The organism is Rhodococcus qingshengii JCM 15477 (assembly GCF_023221595.1).
Lineage (GTDB): Bacteria > Actinomycetota > Actinomycetes > Mycobacteriales > Mycobacteriaceae > Rhodococcus_F > Rhodococcus_F qingshengii.
In genome coordinates, this window is record NZ_CP096563.1 from 4,099,250 (window position 1) to 4,115,073 (window position 15,824).

A 15,824-nucleotide genomic window follows, 5' to 3' on the forward strand; every position below is an offset into this window, starting at 1 on the left:
GCACCCGAGTTAGTACGCACTTAGTTGCATACGCACCTGAGTGCATAGATACTTTTTCCATGGCACTCGAACATGCGTTGCTCGTCTCCCTTTCCGAACAGGATGCGTCGGGATACGACCTCACACGCCGGTTCGACAAGTCGATCGGCTTCTTCCACAGCGCGACGCACCAGCAGATCTACCGAGTCCTCAAGCGAATGGACGAGGCAGGCTGGGTGGAGGTGGAGGCCATCGCGCAGGACGGCCGACCGGACAAGAAGATGTACCGCGTCAGCGATGCCGGCCGCGCCGAACTGACCCGATGGATCGCAGAGCCGTCCGAACCGAACCACCTGCGCAACGAGTTGGCCATCAAGATCAGGGCCGCTGCGCACGCCGATCTCCCCGCTCTACGACGCGAAGTCGCTCGCCACCGCGACGGCCACGCCGCCCGCCTCGACGTCTACCGACTCATCGAAAAGCGTGACTTCCCCAATCCAGCAGCGCTTTCCGGCTCTTCACTGCACCAGTACCTCGTACTTCGCGGCGGCATCCGCGTCGAAGAAGGATTCACCGACTGGTGCCAGGAAGTTCTGGACGCATTGCCCACTGGCGAGTACGCCATCGAAGACACCGGCGAGTACGCCACCGAAGACACTGGCGAGCCCGCCACCGAAGACACTGGCGAGTACGCCACGGAAGGACATCTTCAGTCATGACGGATACACAGTTCCCCCGCCTGCTCGAACCGCTCGACCTCGGATTCACGACGCTGAAGAACCGCGTCGTCATGGGATCGATCCACACCGGCCTCGAAGATCGCGCGAAGGACACCGACCGCTTGGCCGAGTACTTCGCCGAACGTGCCCGTGGCGGAGTCGGCTTGATCATCACCGGCGGCTACGCGCCCAACCGCACCGGTTGGCTCTTACCCTTCGGTGCCAAGCTGACCAACCGCATCGAAGCGCGCCGTCACCGCCGGATCACCAAGGCGGTTCACGACGCGGGTGGAAAGATCGCCATGCAGATCCTGCACGCCGGCCGCTACAGCTACCAGCCGTTCAGTGTCTCCGCGTCGTCGATCAAGGCGCCTATCAATCCGTTCCGTCCGCGCAAGCTGACCGGCCGTGGGGTGCGTTGGCAGATCCGGAACTATGTTCGCTGCGCGCGTCTGGCCAAGTCCGCGGGTTACGACGGCGTCGAAATCATGGGCGGTGAGGGCTACTTCATCAACCAGTTCCTCTGCGAGCGCACGAACAAGCGCACCGACCAGTGGGGCGGCAGTTCCGAGAACCGTCGACGCATGGCAGTCGAAATCGTGCGACGCACACGCAAGGCCGTCGGCCCGAACTTCATCATCGTGTTCCGGTTGTCGATGGCAGACCTGGTCGAGGGCGGTCAGACCTGGGATGAAATCGTCTCATTGGCAAAGGAAGTCGAAGCTGCCGGCGCCACGATCATCAACACCGACATCGGATGGCACGAGTCACGGGTGCCCACCATCGTCACCTCGGTTCCCCGAGCAGCCTTCGTGGACATCACGAGCAAGCTCGAGAAGCACGTCGACATTCCGGTAGCCGCCTCGAATCGGATCAACATGCCCGAGACTGCCGAAGAGATCCTCAACCGCGGTGACGCGCAGTTGATTTCGATGGCCAGGCCGATGCTCGCCGATCCCGACTGGGTGAACAAGGCCGAGCGCGGAGCGTCCGACGAGATCAACACGTGCATCGCCTGCAACCAAGCCTGCCTCGACCACGCCTTCGTTCACAAGCAGGTCTCCTGCCTGCTCAATCCGCGCGCGGGCCGTGAGACCACGCTGATCCTCTCCCCCACTCGGCGGACCAAGAATCTCGCCGTCGTCGGCGCCGGTCCTGCCGGACTTTCCGCAGCACTCAATCTTGCTCAGCGTGGTCATTCGGTCACGTTGTTCGAGGCCTCGGACAAGATCGGCGGACAGTTCGGGATCGCACAGCTCATTCCGGGTAAGGAAGAGTTCGCCGAAACCATTCGCTACTACACCCGCATGCTGGACGTGGCCGGAGTGACAGTCAAGCTCGAAACCCGCGTCGCACCGGCAGATCTCATCGGATCCTTCGACGAAGTGGTGGTTGCCACCGGCGTGACGCCGCGCGTTCCCAAGATCCCCGGCATCGAGAACTCGAAGGTGCTGACCTACGCCGAGGTCGTCCGAGAGGGCAAACACGTCGGCAAGTCCGTCGCCGTCATCGGTGCCGGCGGCATCGGCGTCGACGTGAGCGAATTCCTCACGCACCCCACTTCCCCCACTCTTCATCTCAAGGAGTGGAAGCAGGAATGGGGCGTCACCGAACCCGAAATGGCCCCGGGCGCTCTCACCACTCCGGTACCAGAGCTCTCCGAGCGGGAGGTCTACCTCCTCCAACGCAAGCCAGGACGCATCGGCGCCGGCCTCGCGAAGACCACCGGCTGGGTCCACCGGGCGGCCCTCAAGAACAAGGGCGTCCACGAGCTCTCGGGCGTCAACTACGAGCGCATCGACGACGCCGGCCTGCACATCACCTTCGGTGAGAAGCACGAGAAGCCCCGACTTCTCGAGGTCGACACCATCGTCATCTGCGCCGGGCAGGAGTCGGTTCGCGATCTAGTGGACGAACTGACCGTCGCGGGCGTGGTGACCCACATCATCGGCGGCGCGGATGTCGCTGGAGAACTCGACGCCAAGCGTGCCATCGAACAGGGCACACGACTGGCCGCGAAGATCTGACCGGCTACGCTGACTGATCGTGAGCCTGCCGACACCCACAACCACAGCCCGCGCCGTAGTGACCGGCGCCTCCTCCGGCATCGGAGAGGCCCTGGCCGCTGATCTGGCATCACGCGGACACTCCCTGATCCTCGTTGCCCGTCGTGGCGAGGTCATGGAGGTCCTCGCCGAGAAGCTTCGCGCCGCGCACGGCGTCGAGGTGGAGGTCCGTGCATCGGACCTCTCCGACAGCGCGGCGCGTGCCGTTCTGGTCGAGGAACTCGGTGGCCGCGACATCAGCATCCTGTGCAACAACGCCGGTATCGCCACCTTCGGGCCGATCGCCGAGCTGGACCCGGCATACGAGCGCGACCAGGTCGAGCTCAACGCCGTTGCAGTGCACGATCTCACGCTGGCCGTGCTGCCGGGCATGCTCGCGCGCAAGTCCGGAGCCATCCTGATGGTCGGGTCCGCGGCCGGAAACATGCCGATCCCCAACAACGCGACGTACGCCGCCACCAAGGCGTTCGTGAACACCTTCGCGGAATCGTTGCGAGGTGAACTCAAGGGCACCGGAGTGAACGTCACCCTGCTCGCCCCAGGCCCCGTACGCACCGAAACCCCGGACCCGGCCGAAGCGTCGATCGTCGACAAGCTCGTCCCGGACTTCTTCTGGATCTCGAGCGAGTACACCGCCAAGGTCTCGCTCGACGGCCTGGCCGAGAACAAGATGCGCGTCGTACCGGGCATCTTGAGCAAGGCGATGTCCGTCGCGGGCGGTTACAGCCCGCGTGCCGTCGTTGCGCCGATCGTGGGCACGTTCTACAAGAAGCTCGGCGGCTGATTCACTCAAACTTCTCAGAGCAGGCCATAGCAGACCATATAGTCGGTTAATGGCGATGCGAAGAACACTGGCAGTCGGGGCAATCCTTCTTTTGACCGGAGGGTTGCCCTTACTGCTGCCCTCGGCAGCGAATGCATGTTCGTGCGCATCATCGGCTACCCCGGAAGAAGCCGTGAGCGTCTCCAGCACCGTTTTCCTCGGGACTCCGACGGAGAAAACTTCGGACGGGTTCGAGGACACCTACCTGTTCGACGTCAGCCGGGTCTACAAAGGCGATCTGGCATCGGTGACGTCGGTGGGGACACTCGCGAACGGGAACGGTTGTGGCACAAGCTACGTGCTCGGCACCGAGCAGCTGATGTTCGTTTCTGCGCCGTACGACGTCGACGCCGAGCACGAGGGGCACAGCTGCGGGCCGGCTACCGAAACCGGGTTCGACATCCAAGCGGCGGTCGAGTCCGTGTACGGCGCCGGTTACGCCCCGAGTGCCGGCGAAACTCCGTCCGTTGGTGTGTCCGCCGACCGATCGACGATCATCGGCGGAGGCGCCGCGGTGGCATTGCTCGCGGTGCTCGGTTGGTTCGGATGGAGGCGGCGACGGGCACAGTGAGTCCACGGGCACAGTGCCGAGGCCGTCAGAGCCGCGTCAACCTCGTTCGGCGGCGCGTCAAGTAAGCGTCAAGATCCGCCCCACCGGTGATCTTCGGGAGTAGATCTGAAAGTAGCCCGCAACACGGCGGGTCACCTTCAGGAGATCGACGTGACGCTACTCGAAATCTTCCCCTCCCTACGCGGCGCAATGACACCGCGTATGGATCCTGCGTTGTGGCCCATCAGTACTCGCCACGACCACAGCGGGCGTGTCTGCATCGGCGACGTCTCCCTCGAAGAGATCGCGGACCAGTACGGCACACCGACGTACGTCGTCGACGAGGCGGACGTGCGGCACCGCTGCCGCACGTATCGAGAGATCTTCCCCGACTCGGAGATCGTGTACGCCGGCAAGGCACTGATGATTCGAGCGATGGCTACCTGGGTCTCCGACGAGGGACTCGGGGTGGATGTCTGTTCCGCCGGTGAACTCGCCGTCGCGCTTGCCGCGGGCGTGGACCCCAACCGAATCATCCTGCACGGCAATGCCAAATCGGTTTCCGAACTGAGGGCGGCGGTCAACGCGGGTGTCGGCCGGATCGTCCTCGACTCCCCCAGCGAAGCGGTACGGCTCGCGTCGGTGTGCACCCACCGACAGAAGGTGTTGGTCAGAGTCACACCCGGCATCGACATACACGGACACAAGGCAGTGTCCACGGGCATCGTGGACCAAAAGTTCGGCCTACCAGCGTTTTCCGAAGAACTGGAACATACGGTATCCGTCGTCGCCAACGCGACGCACCTGCAGCTCATCGGCCTGCATTGCCATCTCGGCTCCCAGATCACCGATCCCGAACTCTTCCGCCCCGCGATCGAGACGATGATCGCACAGATGGACGACATACGACGCACGCATCGAATCATCCTCACCGAACTCGATCTCGGCGGTGGCCATGGGATCGCCTACGTGCCGGGAGATGCCCAATTGGATCTGACCCGCCTCGCTCACGTCATCGACGAAACTCTCGACGACGCGTGCACCCGAAACCGCTTCCCTCGCCCCGAAATCGTGCTCGAGCCTGGCCGAGCGATCGCTGCGCGGGCCGGAGTCACGCTCTATCGCGTACAGAACATCAAGTCGATCAGCGGGGGACGAACCTTCGTCTCCGTCGACGGCGGGATGAGCGACAACCCTCGGGTGTCGTTGTACGACAGCCACTACGACGTCGAACTGGTGAACCGACATTCGCGCGCACCGCTCCAGGAAGTCACCGTCGCCGGGCGACACTGCGAATCGGGCGACGAAATTGCCGTCGGAGCAAGGCTTCCCGCCGACCTACATGAAGGTGACCTGTTGGCAGTGCCGTGTACGGGTGCATACCACCACAGCATGGCCTCCACCTACAACAGCGTCGGCCGGCCGCCGGTCGTCGCCGTGCTGGGCGGGATTGCGCGGCCGTTGATCAGGCGCGAATCGATCAACGACCTGCTGGCCCGCGAGGTCGGCATCTGACCTCGCGGGCGCCTGAGCCTCAGCGCCTGCGGCGACTACCGGTGCCGAAGATGTTTCGCGAAATCTCGCGTCCCGCAGCCGAAGCCGCCGAGCGCAGGAAACTCTTGACAGCCGAGTTGCCCAAGATCTGCTCGGCGATGTTGGGGCCCTCCGGCTCGGCCGGCGACGGTGGCGGCAGATCGGGCAGCGACGGAAGATCCAGGGACTGATCCGCTGTCGGAGCACCGGCCACCTTGGCCGTCAGCTTCTCGTACGCCGACTCGCGGTCGATGGTCTGGCCGTACTTCTGATTCAGGGGACTCGACAACGCGGCCGCCTTGATCGCGTCGTTGCCGATGGTGTCCATCAGCGACCTCGGCGGACGAATCTTGGTCCAGGCCACCGGCGTCGGCGCACCCTTTTCCGAGAGTACGGTCACGATGGCTTCACCGATGCCGAGTGAAGTCAGTGCCTTTTCCAGGTCGTAGTGCTCGGTTTTCGGGTACGTGCGGACGGTCTTGTTGAGGGCTTTCTGATCGTCGGGCGTGAAGGCACGCAGGGCGTGCTGAACCCGCGCACCCAACTGTGACAGCACCGAATTCGGAATGTCGGTCGGAAGTTGCGTGCAGAAGAACACGCCGACGCCCTTGGAACGAATGAGCTTGACCGTCTGTTCCACCTGCTGCAGGAAGGCCTTCGACGCGTCCGCGAACAGAAGGTGCGCCTCGTCGAAGATGAACACGAGCTTCGGCTTGTCCAGATCTCCCTCTTCGGGCAGCGTCTGGAACAGGTCCGCGAGCACCCACATCAGGAAGGTGGAGAACATTGCCGGGCGCGCCGCCTGGGCACCGAGTTCGAACAGCGTGATCACACCGGCACCGCCGACGACACGCAGCAGATCCTCGGTTTCGAGTTCCGGTTCACCGAAGAAGGTGTCACCACCATCTGCTTCGAGGTTGACCAACGCGCGCAGAATCACTCCCGCCGTCGCCGAGGAAACTCCGCCGATACCCTTCAGATCGGCCTTGCCCTCAGCGCTCGTCAGGTGCGCGATGACCGAACGCAGATCCTTGAGGTCCAGCAGGGCGAGGCCCTGAGTGTCGGCCCAGTGGAAGATCAGCCCGAGTGTCGATTCCTGGGTCTCGTTGAGGCCCAACACTTTACTGAGCAGGATCGGCCCGAAACTGGTGATGGTCGCGCGCACCGGGATACCGATTCCGTCCGTTCCCAACGACAAGAACTCGACTGGCATCCCAGCGGGAGTCCACGAATCGTCGCCCGTCTCGACTGCGCGAGACTTCATCTTCTCGCTCGGATCCCCCGCCTTCGACAGACCCGAGAGATCGCCCTTGACGTCGGCCATCACAACCGGCACACCCGCGGCGGACAGCTGCTCGGCGATGCCCTGCAACGTCTTGGTCTTGCCGGTACCCGTCGCACCGGCGATCAGACCGTGACGGTTGATCGTCGCCAACGGAATCCGCACCCGTGCGGTGGGATCTGCCACACCGTCGATCACCACCGAGCCGAGCTCGAGTGCCCGCCCCTCGGATGAATAGCCCGCCGCGATTTCAGCGGCAGCACCCGAGGGCACCTGAGCAGCGGGGGTGGCTCCGGCCGATGCTTCGGCCTCAGCGGCAGCCGCTTCCTTCTCGGCTTCCTCAGCTGCTGCAGCGGCTTCAGCTGCAATCCGAGCGGCTTCGGCAGCGGCAGCCTTGGCAGCTTTCGCCTTCTCCGCCGGCGTCAGCGGCGCTGCTCCGTCCTTCGGATCCACGGTCATCGAAAAGCCCTCCTCGTTGCAATGCGGCGAAGTTCTTGTCATCACCCGAACGCCGTCTTACACACGTCGAGTTTCCACCGCAGACCTTATCCCGCGCCCGCGCGCACTACTGTGTTCCTGGTGCAGGACAAATTGGTATGGATCGATTGTGAAATGACCGGGCTGCGACTCGAGTCGGACAAACTCATCGAGATTGCGGCTCTGGTGACCGACAGCGACTTGAACATCTTGGGCGAAGGTGTGGACATCGTCATCCACGCCGACGACGACGCGTTGGCTGCAATGCCCGACGTCGTGAAGAAGATGCACGCAAAGTCGGGACTGACCGAAGAGGTTCGTAAGTCGACGGTCACCCTCGCCGAGGCGGAGAAAGAGGTGCTCGCGTACATCCGCAAGCACGTTCCCGTCGCCGGTACGGCTCCCTTGGCAGGCAATTCAATCGCCACCGACCGCGGATTCATCTCACGGGACATGACGGCACTGGACACATACCTGCACTACCGGATGATCGACGTCAGCTCCATCAAAGAACTCTCCCGCCGCTGGTACCCGCGAATCTACTTCGGCCAGCCCGAAAAAGGTCTCGCCCACCGGGCACTCGCCGACATCAAGGAATCCATCCGCGAACTCAAGTACTACCGCGGCACTGCATTCGTCGCGGCGCCCGGACCGTCGAGCGCGGAGATCGCAGCCGTCGTAGAGGGCTTGGGTCCCGCCTGACCTGCCGATTGGCTTCCTGACCGACTTTCGCGCTAGTATCTCTTTCGTCAAAGCAGCCGGGTCAAACCGGTGGCCGAGGCAATGGTGGGCGTAGTTCAGTTGGTAGAGCACCAGGTTGTGATCCTGGCTGTCGCGGGTTCGAGTCCCGTCGCTCACCCAAGCGGAACCCCCGAAGATGTCGAAAGACATCTTCGGGGGTTCTTTTGGTTTGTGCGCCAGCCCCAATCTCCCCTTCCACAGCCGGGTGGGGTGGCGACCGCGACAAATCGCGCGCTCCCGAGCAACCCGTGCCCGAGCCGAGCGAACGTACCTCTGGTCGCTTCAGATAGACCGAAAGCCACTTTCGCTCACATCGGGGTAGCTGGAATTCGCCGCAAATAGCCCCAGCCGTCGATCACTCGGGCGACGGTTGCGGCTCCCAGACACCTGCGACGGTCCCCTCGCGAACATGTCGCTCGTACGCCGAAACCTTGTCGTGGATGACGTTCAGGTTTTCCTGCATCGCAGCGATCCTGGATCGAATCAACTCCTCATGCGACTGCAAAAGTGAAAGCCGCTCTTTCTCGTTTCCCGGCCCTGACCTGACGAGTGCGGCGAATTCGCGGATCGTTGCGATCGGCATACCCGAGTCTCGGAATCGATTGCACAGCTTCAACCAAGAGACATCGCTTTCGGAGTACACCCGACGCCCACCTGCCGAGCGCGCCACCTCGTGAACGAGCAATTCCTCACGTTCGAAGTATCGAAGGGAATCGATACTGATTCCGGTCTGGACAGCGACGTCACCGATTGACAGTTCGCGCATTACCTGGCGACCTTTCCTTGACCTGGAGTGCACTCCAGATTTTACGGTCGCAGTCATGAATTCCATCCAGCGCAAAATCAGCACCGGATACTCCCGAGTCTCCACTGCCGACGACGTACTTGCCGGACAAGATTTAACAGGCACTACGGCTTTGGTCACCGGCGGGTACTCCGGACTCGGATATGAGATTTCGCAGTCACTTTCTTCGGTCGGCGCGCGAGTTGTAGTTCTTGCCCGCCGACCAGAACAGGCACGGAGGGCGGTGGCCGACCTTCCGGGTATCGAAGTGCGAGCGTGCGACCTGTCGGACCCGAGCAGTGTCAGATCGTGTGCGCGAGAAATTCTCGAATCCCGGATCACTCCGGACATCATCATCTGCAATGCGGGGGTCATGGCCTGCCCGGAACTCCGTGTCGGCTCCGGCTGGGAATCACAATTCGCGATCAATCACCTCGGGCACTTTGTACTGGTGAACCTGCTTGTGCCAGCCATGCCCGCAAACGGTTCTCGCGTAGTCGCTGTCTCGTCGGCGGGACATTTTCTGTCGGGAGTGCGTTGGAATGACATACATTTCCGCAACGGTTACGACCGCTGGCTTGCGTACGGTCAAGCCAAGACTGCAAATGCTCTATTCGCTGTACAGCTGGCGAACTCCGGTGCTTCACGCGGTATCAGTGCGTTCTCCGTTCTTCCCGGGAGCATCCTCACTCCCCTTCAACGTCACTTCTCGGCATCGGAGAAACACGATCTCGGATGGACGACGTCGAATGGCGACGCCGTGCCGGGGTTCAAGACTCCCTCCCAGGGCGCCGCTACAACGGTGTGGGCAGCGACGGCACCGATACTCGCCGATCACGCCGGCGCGTATCTCCAGGACTGCAACATCGCGGACGTCGCGCAGACTGATGACATGAGCGTCGGCGGCGTGAAGCCTTGGGCTACCGATCCTGCCGACGCACGCAGATTGTGGGCACTGTCCGCTGAGATGACCGGAGTGGACGCGTTCGGTCGACGCTGACACCGAGCGAACGTACCTCCCGTCGCCTCAGATAGACCGAGAGGCACTTTCGCTCACAAAAGGTGTACAGATGCAGAATGCCCCCAACCGGACGGTCGGGGGCATTCTGCCGTTCAAGGCTTCAGGGACGCACTCAGACGTCCGCGTTGCCGGTCTTCCAGACGCTCCAGGGGATGTTCCAGTCACCGAGGCCGTCGGTGCCGGAGAGAGTGCCGCCGACGGTGTTCTTGACGACGACGATGTCCCCACGCTTGGTGTTGTCGTAGACCCACTTGGCGTTGGACGGGCTCAGGTTGAGGCAGCCGTGACTGGTGTTGGAGTAGCCCTGCTGCCCGACCGACCACGGCGCCGAGTGGAAGAAGATGCCGCTGTAGGACATTCGGGTCGCCCAGTCGACGGGGGTCTTGTAACCCTGCGCCGAGGTGACCGGGACGCCGTACGTGGACGAGTCCATGATCATGTTCGCGAAGCGGTCACCGATGATGTAGACGCCGTTGTCGGTAGGAGTGCTGTCCTTGCCCATGGAGGTGGGCATGGTCATGACAGTCTCACCGTTGACCTGGAAAGTGACCTGCTTGGTGTTGTCGTCCGCCGTGGCGATGACGGCATCACCGATGGTGAAGGAACTCTTCGCGTCTTCCTGCCCGAAGACTCCCTTGCCGAGATTGCGCCCGTACACGTTGACGCTCACGTCGACCTTGGTGCCCGGTGCCCAGTAGTTCTCCGGACGCCAACGGACCTCACGATTGTTGACCCAGTAGAACGCACCTTCGACGGCCGGAGTCGTGGTGACGGTGATCGCAGCTTCGGCAGCCTTGCGATCGGGGATGTTCTCGTCGAACTGCACCGCGATGGGCTGACCGATGCCGACCACGTCACCCTCGTTGGGCAAGACATACGGCTTGGTGACGTTGCCGGGCGCGCTGGTGGTGAAGGACGTGACCGTCGTACTGGCGCCACCCAATCCGAATGCGCGGGCCTCGATTTTGTACTTGCGGTTGTAGCCGAGTGGCTCGGTGGTGGTCCACGACGCACCGTCGGCAGCAATCGCGCCGGCAACTGCCTTGCCGTCCTGATTGACCATCGTCACGTCGGACAGAGCGCCGTCAGCGACGTTGATCTTGACCGGGTCGCCCGGCGAGAAGCCGACAGCGCCGTCGGCAGCGGTCGAGGTGAGCTTCGGCTTGATGAGTTCGGTGAGCGGATTGGAATCGATCGGCGCCGACCCTTCGGTACTGACGTCCTTGCCGCCCGACGTGCACGCGGTCATCAGAACGAGAGCACCGAGAGACGCCGCGATCATCGCCGCGCCCTTCGACGCTCGACCGTTCCCCCCGCGCACGGACAGACCCCACCTTTGACGACTCATCGTTCGACTCCGCTTCACAATTTCTCCGACTAACTTCCGCGTCACATGCGAATCCCACTTACCGGAAGGCAAGTGGGACTTGCGGTATGACTGCGCTGCACCAATGATGCCAGGCGCGCTCGTTACCAACGGTCATGAAAGGCCACGCCGTCAGTAACGTTCAAGTATCAATCGCTCCGAACCGTCCGTTTTGTTACCGCTTTCAGCGGATTTCCTCCGATCGGACTACAGCGGTGACGCCTCCACCTGGCGATTTGCTCCCGAACCGGCGATTCGGCTAATGTTCTGTCTCGCAAGAGCGAGCGCCTATAGCTCAGTTGGTAGAGCAAGTGACTCTTAATCACTGGGTCCGGGGTTCGAGTCCCTGTGGGCGCACTTGCAAAGGTCCCCACCTTCTTCGGAAGGTGGGGATTTTTCTTTGTGTCGTGGTGGACAGGTTGTGGTGAATAGACTTCACAGTTATCGGAACCACGGCCTGGAGGATTGATGACCGAGCGCGAAACCACGCCGGGCAGCGAGCTGGCATTTGCCGGGGTTGCGGGTCAGGCCGCTCTGATCCGGTCCGGAGAATTATCGGCCCGCGAGCTCACCGAGAACACACTTCGCCGTATCGAACGCCTCGATTCGACGCTCAATGCTTTTGTGCGAGTTCTCGCAGACGAAGCGCTCGACGAAGCGACACGTCTCGATCAGCGCCAGGCCGACGGCCACAGCCTGGGCCCACTGCACGGAGTCCCGATCGCGATCAAAGACGAGAACGACGTCGCCGGAACGCCCACGACGTACGGCGGTGCGGCAGCAACGCGCATCGCATCGGCCGATTCAGAGGTCGTCCGGCGGTTGCGCGAGGCCGGCGCGGTGATCGTCGGCAAGACGACGATGCCCGAGTTCGGCATCTGGCCCTTCACGGAGACTGCTGCAAACGGCTACACCAGAAACCCTTGGGACACCGGCATATCCACCGGCGGATCGAGCGGAGGATCTGCGTCGGCCGTCGCGTCGGGAATGGTCGCAGCGGCAATCGGCGGCGACGGCGGCGGTTCCATCCGACTGCCTTCGGCGTTCTGCGGGTTGTTCGGACTCAAACCGCAGCGCGGTCGGGTGAGCACCGCGCCGAACCGAAACCTCTGGCGCGGACTCGGCACGCTAGGCCCTCTCACTCGTTCCGTCGAGGACAGCGCGCTCGTGTACGACGTGATAACCGGTACCACCGGGATCGACGACTACACAGCCGAAACGCTCCGCACCAGCTTTGCCGAGTCAGCCGCGTCGGCGCCCGGGCCGCTTCGCATTGCAGTGTCGACCCGGAGTCCGGTCCGGGGCGTCCGCCCGTCCCCGGAGGTCGTTGCCGCGGTGCATTCGATCGCAGAGATGTTGAGCGCGTTGGGACATCACGTCGAAGAGCACGATCCCGAGTACCCGGACGCAACTGCAGCATTTCTCCCCCAGGTGCTCGGCGGCGTCCGCGACGAAGCACTGCGCGTCGATCATCCAGCGTTACTCGAGAAGCGCACACGAGCACTCGCGTCGATCGGCCGGATAGCCGCTCCCGCGCGCGTCGGGAAATTCGCTTACCGCAAAGGTGAGCGAATCGCAGCGACGGTCAACCAGGTCTTCGACACCTTCGACCTGGTCCTGATGCCGACCACGCCCGCGCTGCCACGCCCGATCGGACAACTCGAAGGAACCGGCCTTCTGTCAGCAGTCCGCAAGGCGTTGCCGATCGCCGCGTACTGTTCGATCTGGAATGTCTGCGGCAACCCGGCGGCCGCTGTGCCCGCCGGGTTCTCCGAACGCGGACTCCCCCTGAGCGTCCAACTGGTCGGGCGCAGCGGTGGTGAACCGACCATTCTCGCCGTCGCACAGCAGTTGGAAAGCACCGTCCGCTGGCCGGATTCGCACCCTCCACACTCGTGAATTCCGGAAGCGATGTAACCATCGTCACCACGATGAACACGCGTTTTGCAAACTCCTGAGCCTGTCGGCTAATGTTCTGTCTCGCAAGAGCGAGCGCCTATAGCTCAGTTGGTAGAGCAAGTGACTCTTAATCACTGGGTCCGGGGTTCGAGTCCCTGTGGGCGCACTTGCAAGAAGGCCCCCACCTCACCAGGTGGGGGCCTTCTTCATGTTTTGTCTTCGACAACTCGGGTCAGCGAATGATCTTCCGGACCACGAGTATTCCCACCACTGAACCGACTGCGATCAGCGCGTACTTCACTGCCGGCTCGTTGAGCTTGGCGAGCACCGTCTTCTTGGTGTTCTCGACCAGCCGCTTCGGGTTGGTGCGGACCGTCAGTTCGTCGAGTGTGCTCGCGAGCTGGTTACGCGCCTTCTCGATCTCGCGTTCGATGCTCTCGGTGTCCCTGGGCACGTGTCCTCCAACTTGTCTGTGTTCTGCTGCTCTGTGTGCGGGTCTGCTGTGCGGACGCAGCGCGCCGACACTTCGCTCTACCGTAGAGGAGCAGAATGCCCTCGCGCCCACCTGCCGCGCAATTTCTCGACTAACCTCGATTCCCGTGACCGAGAACAGTAGATTGTCCGCCGGCGACGTCGCGCCGGATTTCACGCTCCCAGACGCCGATGGCAACGAGGTTTCCCTTCACGATTACCGCGGCCGCAAGGTCATCGTGTACTTCTACCCGGCGGCCAGCACCCCGGGGTGCACCAAGCAGGCCTGCGACTTCCGTGACAGCCTCGCCGAGCTGAACGGCGCCGGCCTCGAAGTCATCGGAATCTCGCCGGACAAGCCCGCAAAACTCGCGAAGTTCCGCGATACCGAAGAGTTGACCTTCCCGCTGCTCTCCGATCCCGAGAAGGCGACGCTCGAAGCCTGGGGCGCGTTCGGTGAGAAGAAGATGTACGGCAAGACCGTCCAGGGCGTCATCCGCTCGACGTTCCTCGTCGACGAGGAAGGCAAGATCGAGGTGGCCCAGTACAACGTCCGGGCCACCGGCCACGTCGCCAAGCTACGACGCGATCTGTCGGTCTAACGCCCGTACCGGCTCAAGAACAGAGCCTCCGCGAAAGCGAGATTCTCGATCTCCGACGGGTCGACGCTTTCGTCGGGCGCATGAATGCGGCATTGCGGTTCCTCGACGCCGATCAACGCGATCTCCGCGTCGGGGAACTGCTCGGCCAGTGCACTGCACAGCGGTATCGATCCCCCTTGGCCGGCAAATCCGACTTCGCGGCCGTAGGCATCGGTGAGCGCGGACTTCAGCTGCGCGAAACCTGCACCCTCCGTCGAGGACGAGAACGGCGATCCCGTCGATTCCGGAACGACCTCGATGTGGACGCCCCACGGCGCCGCCGCGCGGAGGTGGTCCGTCAACAACTTCTGTGCCTGCGCCGGATCCGTGCCAGGCGGGACACGAAGATTCAGGCGTGCCGACGCGCGGGGCGTGATCGCCGCCGCCGAACCCACGACCGGCGGGCAGTCGATACCCAGGATGGTCAGCGCCGGACGAGCCCACACCTGCTCGGCGACCGAACCGGAACCAGTCAGCTGCACCCCTTCGAGCACCCCGGCGTCGGAGCGGAACTGATCGCCGTCATAACTGACACCCGCCCATTCCTGGTCGTTGGTCAAGCCTTCGACAGTGGTGTTTCCGGCGCTGTCGTGCAGCGTCGAGAGTATGTGCACCAGCGCGGTGATCGCATCGGGCGCCGGTCCACCGAAGACACCGGAGTGAATCTCACCCTCGAGCGTCGACACGTGGACCACAACGTTCGCGATCCCGCGCAATGACGTCGTGATCGTCGGCTCCCCGACTTCGGTGTTGCCGGTATCGGCGATCAGGATCATGTCGGCTGCAAAAAGTTCGGGCCGCTCTCGCACCAGATCCTCGAGACCGCCAGTGCCCATCTCCTCGGATCCTTCGGCGACGAGCGTCAGGTGGACGCTCGGATCCACACCGGCTGCGGCGAGCGCTCGCAGAGCTGTCAGATGCATGACGACGTTGCCCTTGCAGTCGGAAGCGCCCCGTCCGTACCACCGTCCGTCGCGCTCGGTGAGCGTGAAAGGCGGGGAGCCCCAGAGCTCTTCGTTTCCGGGCGGCTGAACGTCGTAGTGGCAGTACAGCAGAACGGTCGGAGCACCGCCCGGGCCTGGTCGACGCCCGACAACCGCGGCCGAACCGTCGGAGGTCTCGATCGCCTCGATATCGGCGAAACCCTGAGCCCGGAATGCCTCCAGGACCCAATGCGCAGCGGCCGCGCATTCTTCCGGCGGGTACTGCCGCGCATCGGCGACGGACTTCATCGCCACAAGTGCACTCAGATCCTCACGGGCACGCGGCATGAGTTCACGTACCGCGGTTCGCAGTTCTTCCGTCATCGTCTCCCTCTCCTCGGCATCGAATCTCGGTGTGCCCGAAGAATCTCAGTCTGCCCGAATCGGACGTAGGCAGGCGCCAGGATCGCCGTTGCGCCACACCGCGCAGCAACCTCTTCGGCTACTGGACAGTTGGTCACCTAGTATCGAGGTGTGGCAACAGCATCG

Annotated in this window: 13 protein-coding genes, 3 tRNA genes and 1 pseudogene; 12 read left to right on the forward strand and 5 right to left on the reverse strand. The window is 63.0% G+C overall.

Features of this window, described 5'->3' with window-relative positions; genetic code table 11:
• Positions 1-59: 59 nt before the first annotated feature.
• The 5 genes and pseudogenes from M0639_RS18630 to lysA form a co-directional block, all read left to right on the forward strand.
• Positions 60-584: pseudogene (locus tag M0639_RS18630) on the forward strand (PadR family transcriptional regulator); the annotation flags it as partial.
• A 110-nt stretch (positions 585-694) separates the two neighbouring features.
• The gene (locus M0639_RS18635; RefSeq protein ID WP_064074823.1) at positions 695-2,725 is read left to right on the forward strand and encodes an NADPH-dependent 2,4-dienoyl-CoA reductase; all 2,031 of its coding nucleotides are present in this window, start codon (positions 695-697) and stop codon (positions 2,723-2,725) included.
• Between the two features lie 19 nt (positions 2,726-2,744).
• On the forward strand, positions 2,745-3,548 hold the full coding sequence (cmrA, locus tag M0639_RS18640) for a mycolate reductase (protein ID WP_019749133.1): 804 nt from the start codon (positions 2,745-2,747) through the stop codon (positions 3,546-3,548).
• A gap of 172 nt (positions 3,549-3,720) precedes the next feature.
• A complete protein-coding gene (locus tag M0639_RS18645; RefSeq protein WP_064074824.1) occupies positions 3,721-4,158 on the forward strand; it encodes a hypothetical protein in 438 nt (145 codons plus the stop codon).
• 150 nt (positions 4,159-4,308) lie between these two features.
• A complete protein-coding gene (lysA, locus tag M0639_RS18650) occupies positions 4,309-5,652 on the forward strand; it encodes a diaminopimelate decarboxylase (RefSeq protein ID WP_047270266.1) in 1,344 nt (447 codons plus the stop codon).
• 19 nt (positions 5,653-5,671) lie between these two features.
• Here lysA and M0639_RS18655 read toward each other — a convergent pair whose 3' ends face one another.
• Positions 5,672-7,411: a helicase HerA-like domain-containing protein gene (locus M0639_RS18655; protein ID WP_064074825.1), complete on the reverse strand. Its 1,740-nt coding sequence runs from the start codon at positions 7,409-7,411 to the stop codon at positions 5,672-5,674.
• 120 nt (positions 7,412-7,531) lie between these two features.
• Between M0639_RS18655 and orn the strand changes: the two genes are divergently transcribed.
• The gene (gene orn / locus M0639_RS18660) at positions 7,532-8,131 is read left to right on the forward strand and encodes an oligoribonuclease (RefSeq protein WP_024487359.1); all 600 of its coding nucleotides are present in this window, start codon (positions 7,532-7,534) and stop codon (positions 8,129-8,131) included.
• A gap of 84 nt (positions 8,132-8,215) precedes the next feature.
• Positions 8,216-8,288: transfer RNA gene (locus tag M0639_RS18665), tRNA-His, on the forward strand.
• A 237-nt stretch (positions 8,289-8,525) separates the two neighbouring features.
• Here the strand turns inward: M0639_RS18665 and M0639_RS18670 are convergent.
• On the reverse strand, positions 8,526-8,936 hold the full coding sequence (locus tag M0639_RS18670; RefSeq protein ID WP_064074826.1) for a MerR family transcriptional regulator: 411 nt from the start codon (positions 8,934-8,936) through the stop codon (positions 8,526-8,528).
• Between the two features lie 55 nt (positions 8,937-8,991).
• On the opposite strand from M0639_RS18670, the gene M0639_RS18675 reads away from it, so the two are divergent.
• Positions 8,992-9,954, forward strand: a complete 963-nt coding sequence (locus M0639_RS18675) for an oxidoreductase (protein WP_064075836.1) — start codon at positions 8,992-8,994, stop codon at positions 9,952-9,954.
• Between the two features lie 133 nt (positions 9,955-10,087).
• Here the strand turns inward: M0639_RS18675 and M0639_RS18680 are convergent, their stop codons facing one another.
• Entirely contained in the window at positions 10,088-11,257 is a 1,170-nt protein-coding gene (locus M0639_RS18680; RefSeq protein WP_125052658.1) for a L,D-transpeptidase, read from the reverse strand.
• A gap of 368 nt (positions 11,258-11,625) precedes the next feature.
• On the opposite strand from M0639_RS18680, the gene M0639_RS18685 reads away from it, so the two are divergent.
• The 3 genes from M0639_RS18685 to M0639_RS18695 all read left to right on the forward strand — a co-directional run bounded on the left by M0639_RS18685 (position 11,626) and on the right by M0639_RS18695 (position 13,406).
• Positions 11,626-11,698, forward strand: a tRNA-Lys gene (locus M0639_RS18685).
• A gap of 111 nt (positions 11,699-11,809) precedes the next feature.
• A complete protein-coding gene (locus M0639_RS18690) occupies positions 11,810-13,240 on the forward strand; it encodes an amidase (RefSeq protein WP_064075835.1) in 1,431 nt (476 codons plus the stop codon).
• Between the two features lie 93 nt (positions 13,241-13,333).
• A tRNA-Lys gene (locus M0639_RS18695) sits at positions 13,334-13,406 on the forward strand.
• Between the two features lie 66 nt (positions 13,407-13,472).
• Here M0639_RS18695 and M0639_RS18700 read toward each other — a convergent pair.
• The gene (locus tag M0639_RS18700) at positions 13,473-13,694 is read right to left on the reverse strand and encodes a DUF3618 domain-containing protein (protein WP_007733292.1); all 222 of its coding nucleotides are present in this window, start codon (positions 13,692-13,694) and stop codon (positions 13,473-13,475) included.
• Positions 13,695-13,839: 145 nt separating this feature from the next.
• On the opposite strand from M0639_RS18700, the gene bcp reads away from it, so the two are divergent.
• Positions 13,840-14,313 (forward strand): thioredoxin-dependent thiol peroxidase, encoded by a 474-nt coding sequence (gene bcp, locus M0639_RS18705; RefSeq protein WP_007733290.1) that lies wholly within the window; start codon positions 13,840-13,842, stop codon positions 14,311-14,313.
• Here bcp and M0639_RS18710 read toward each other — a convergent pair.
• Entirely contained in the window at positions 14,310-15,659 is a 1,350-nt protein-coding gene (locus M0639_RS18710) for a dipeptidase (RefSeq protein ID WP_064075834.1), read from the reverse strand. The two genes, bcp and M0639_RS18710, sit on opposite strands and share 4 nt — an antisense overlap.
• Positions 15,660-15,824: the final 165 nt, after the last annotated feature.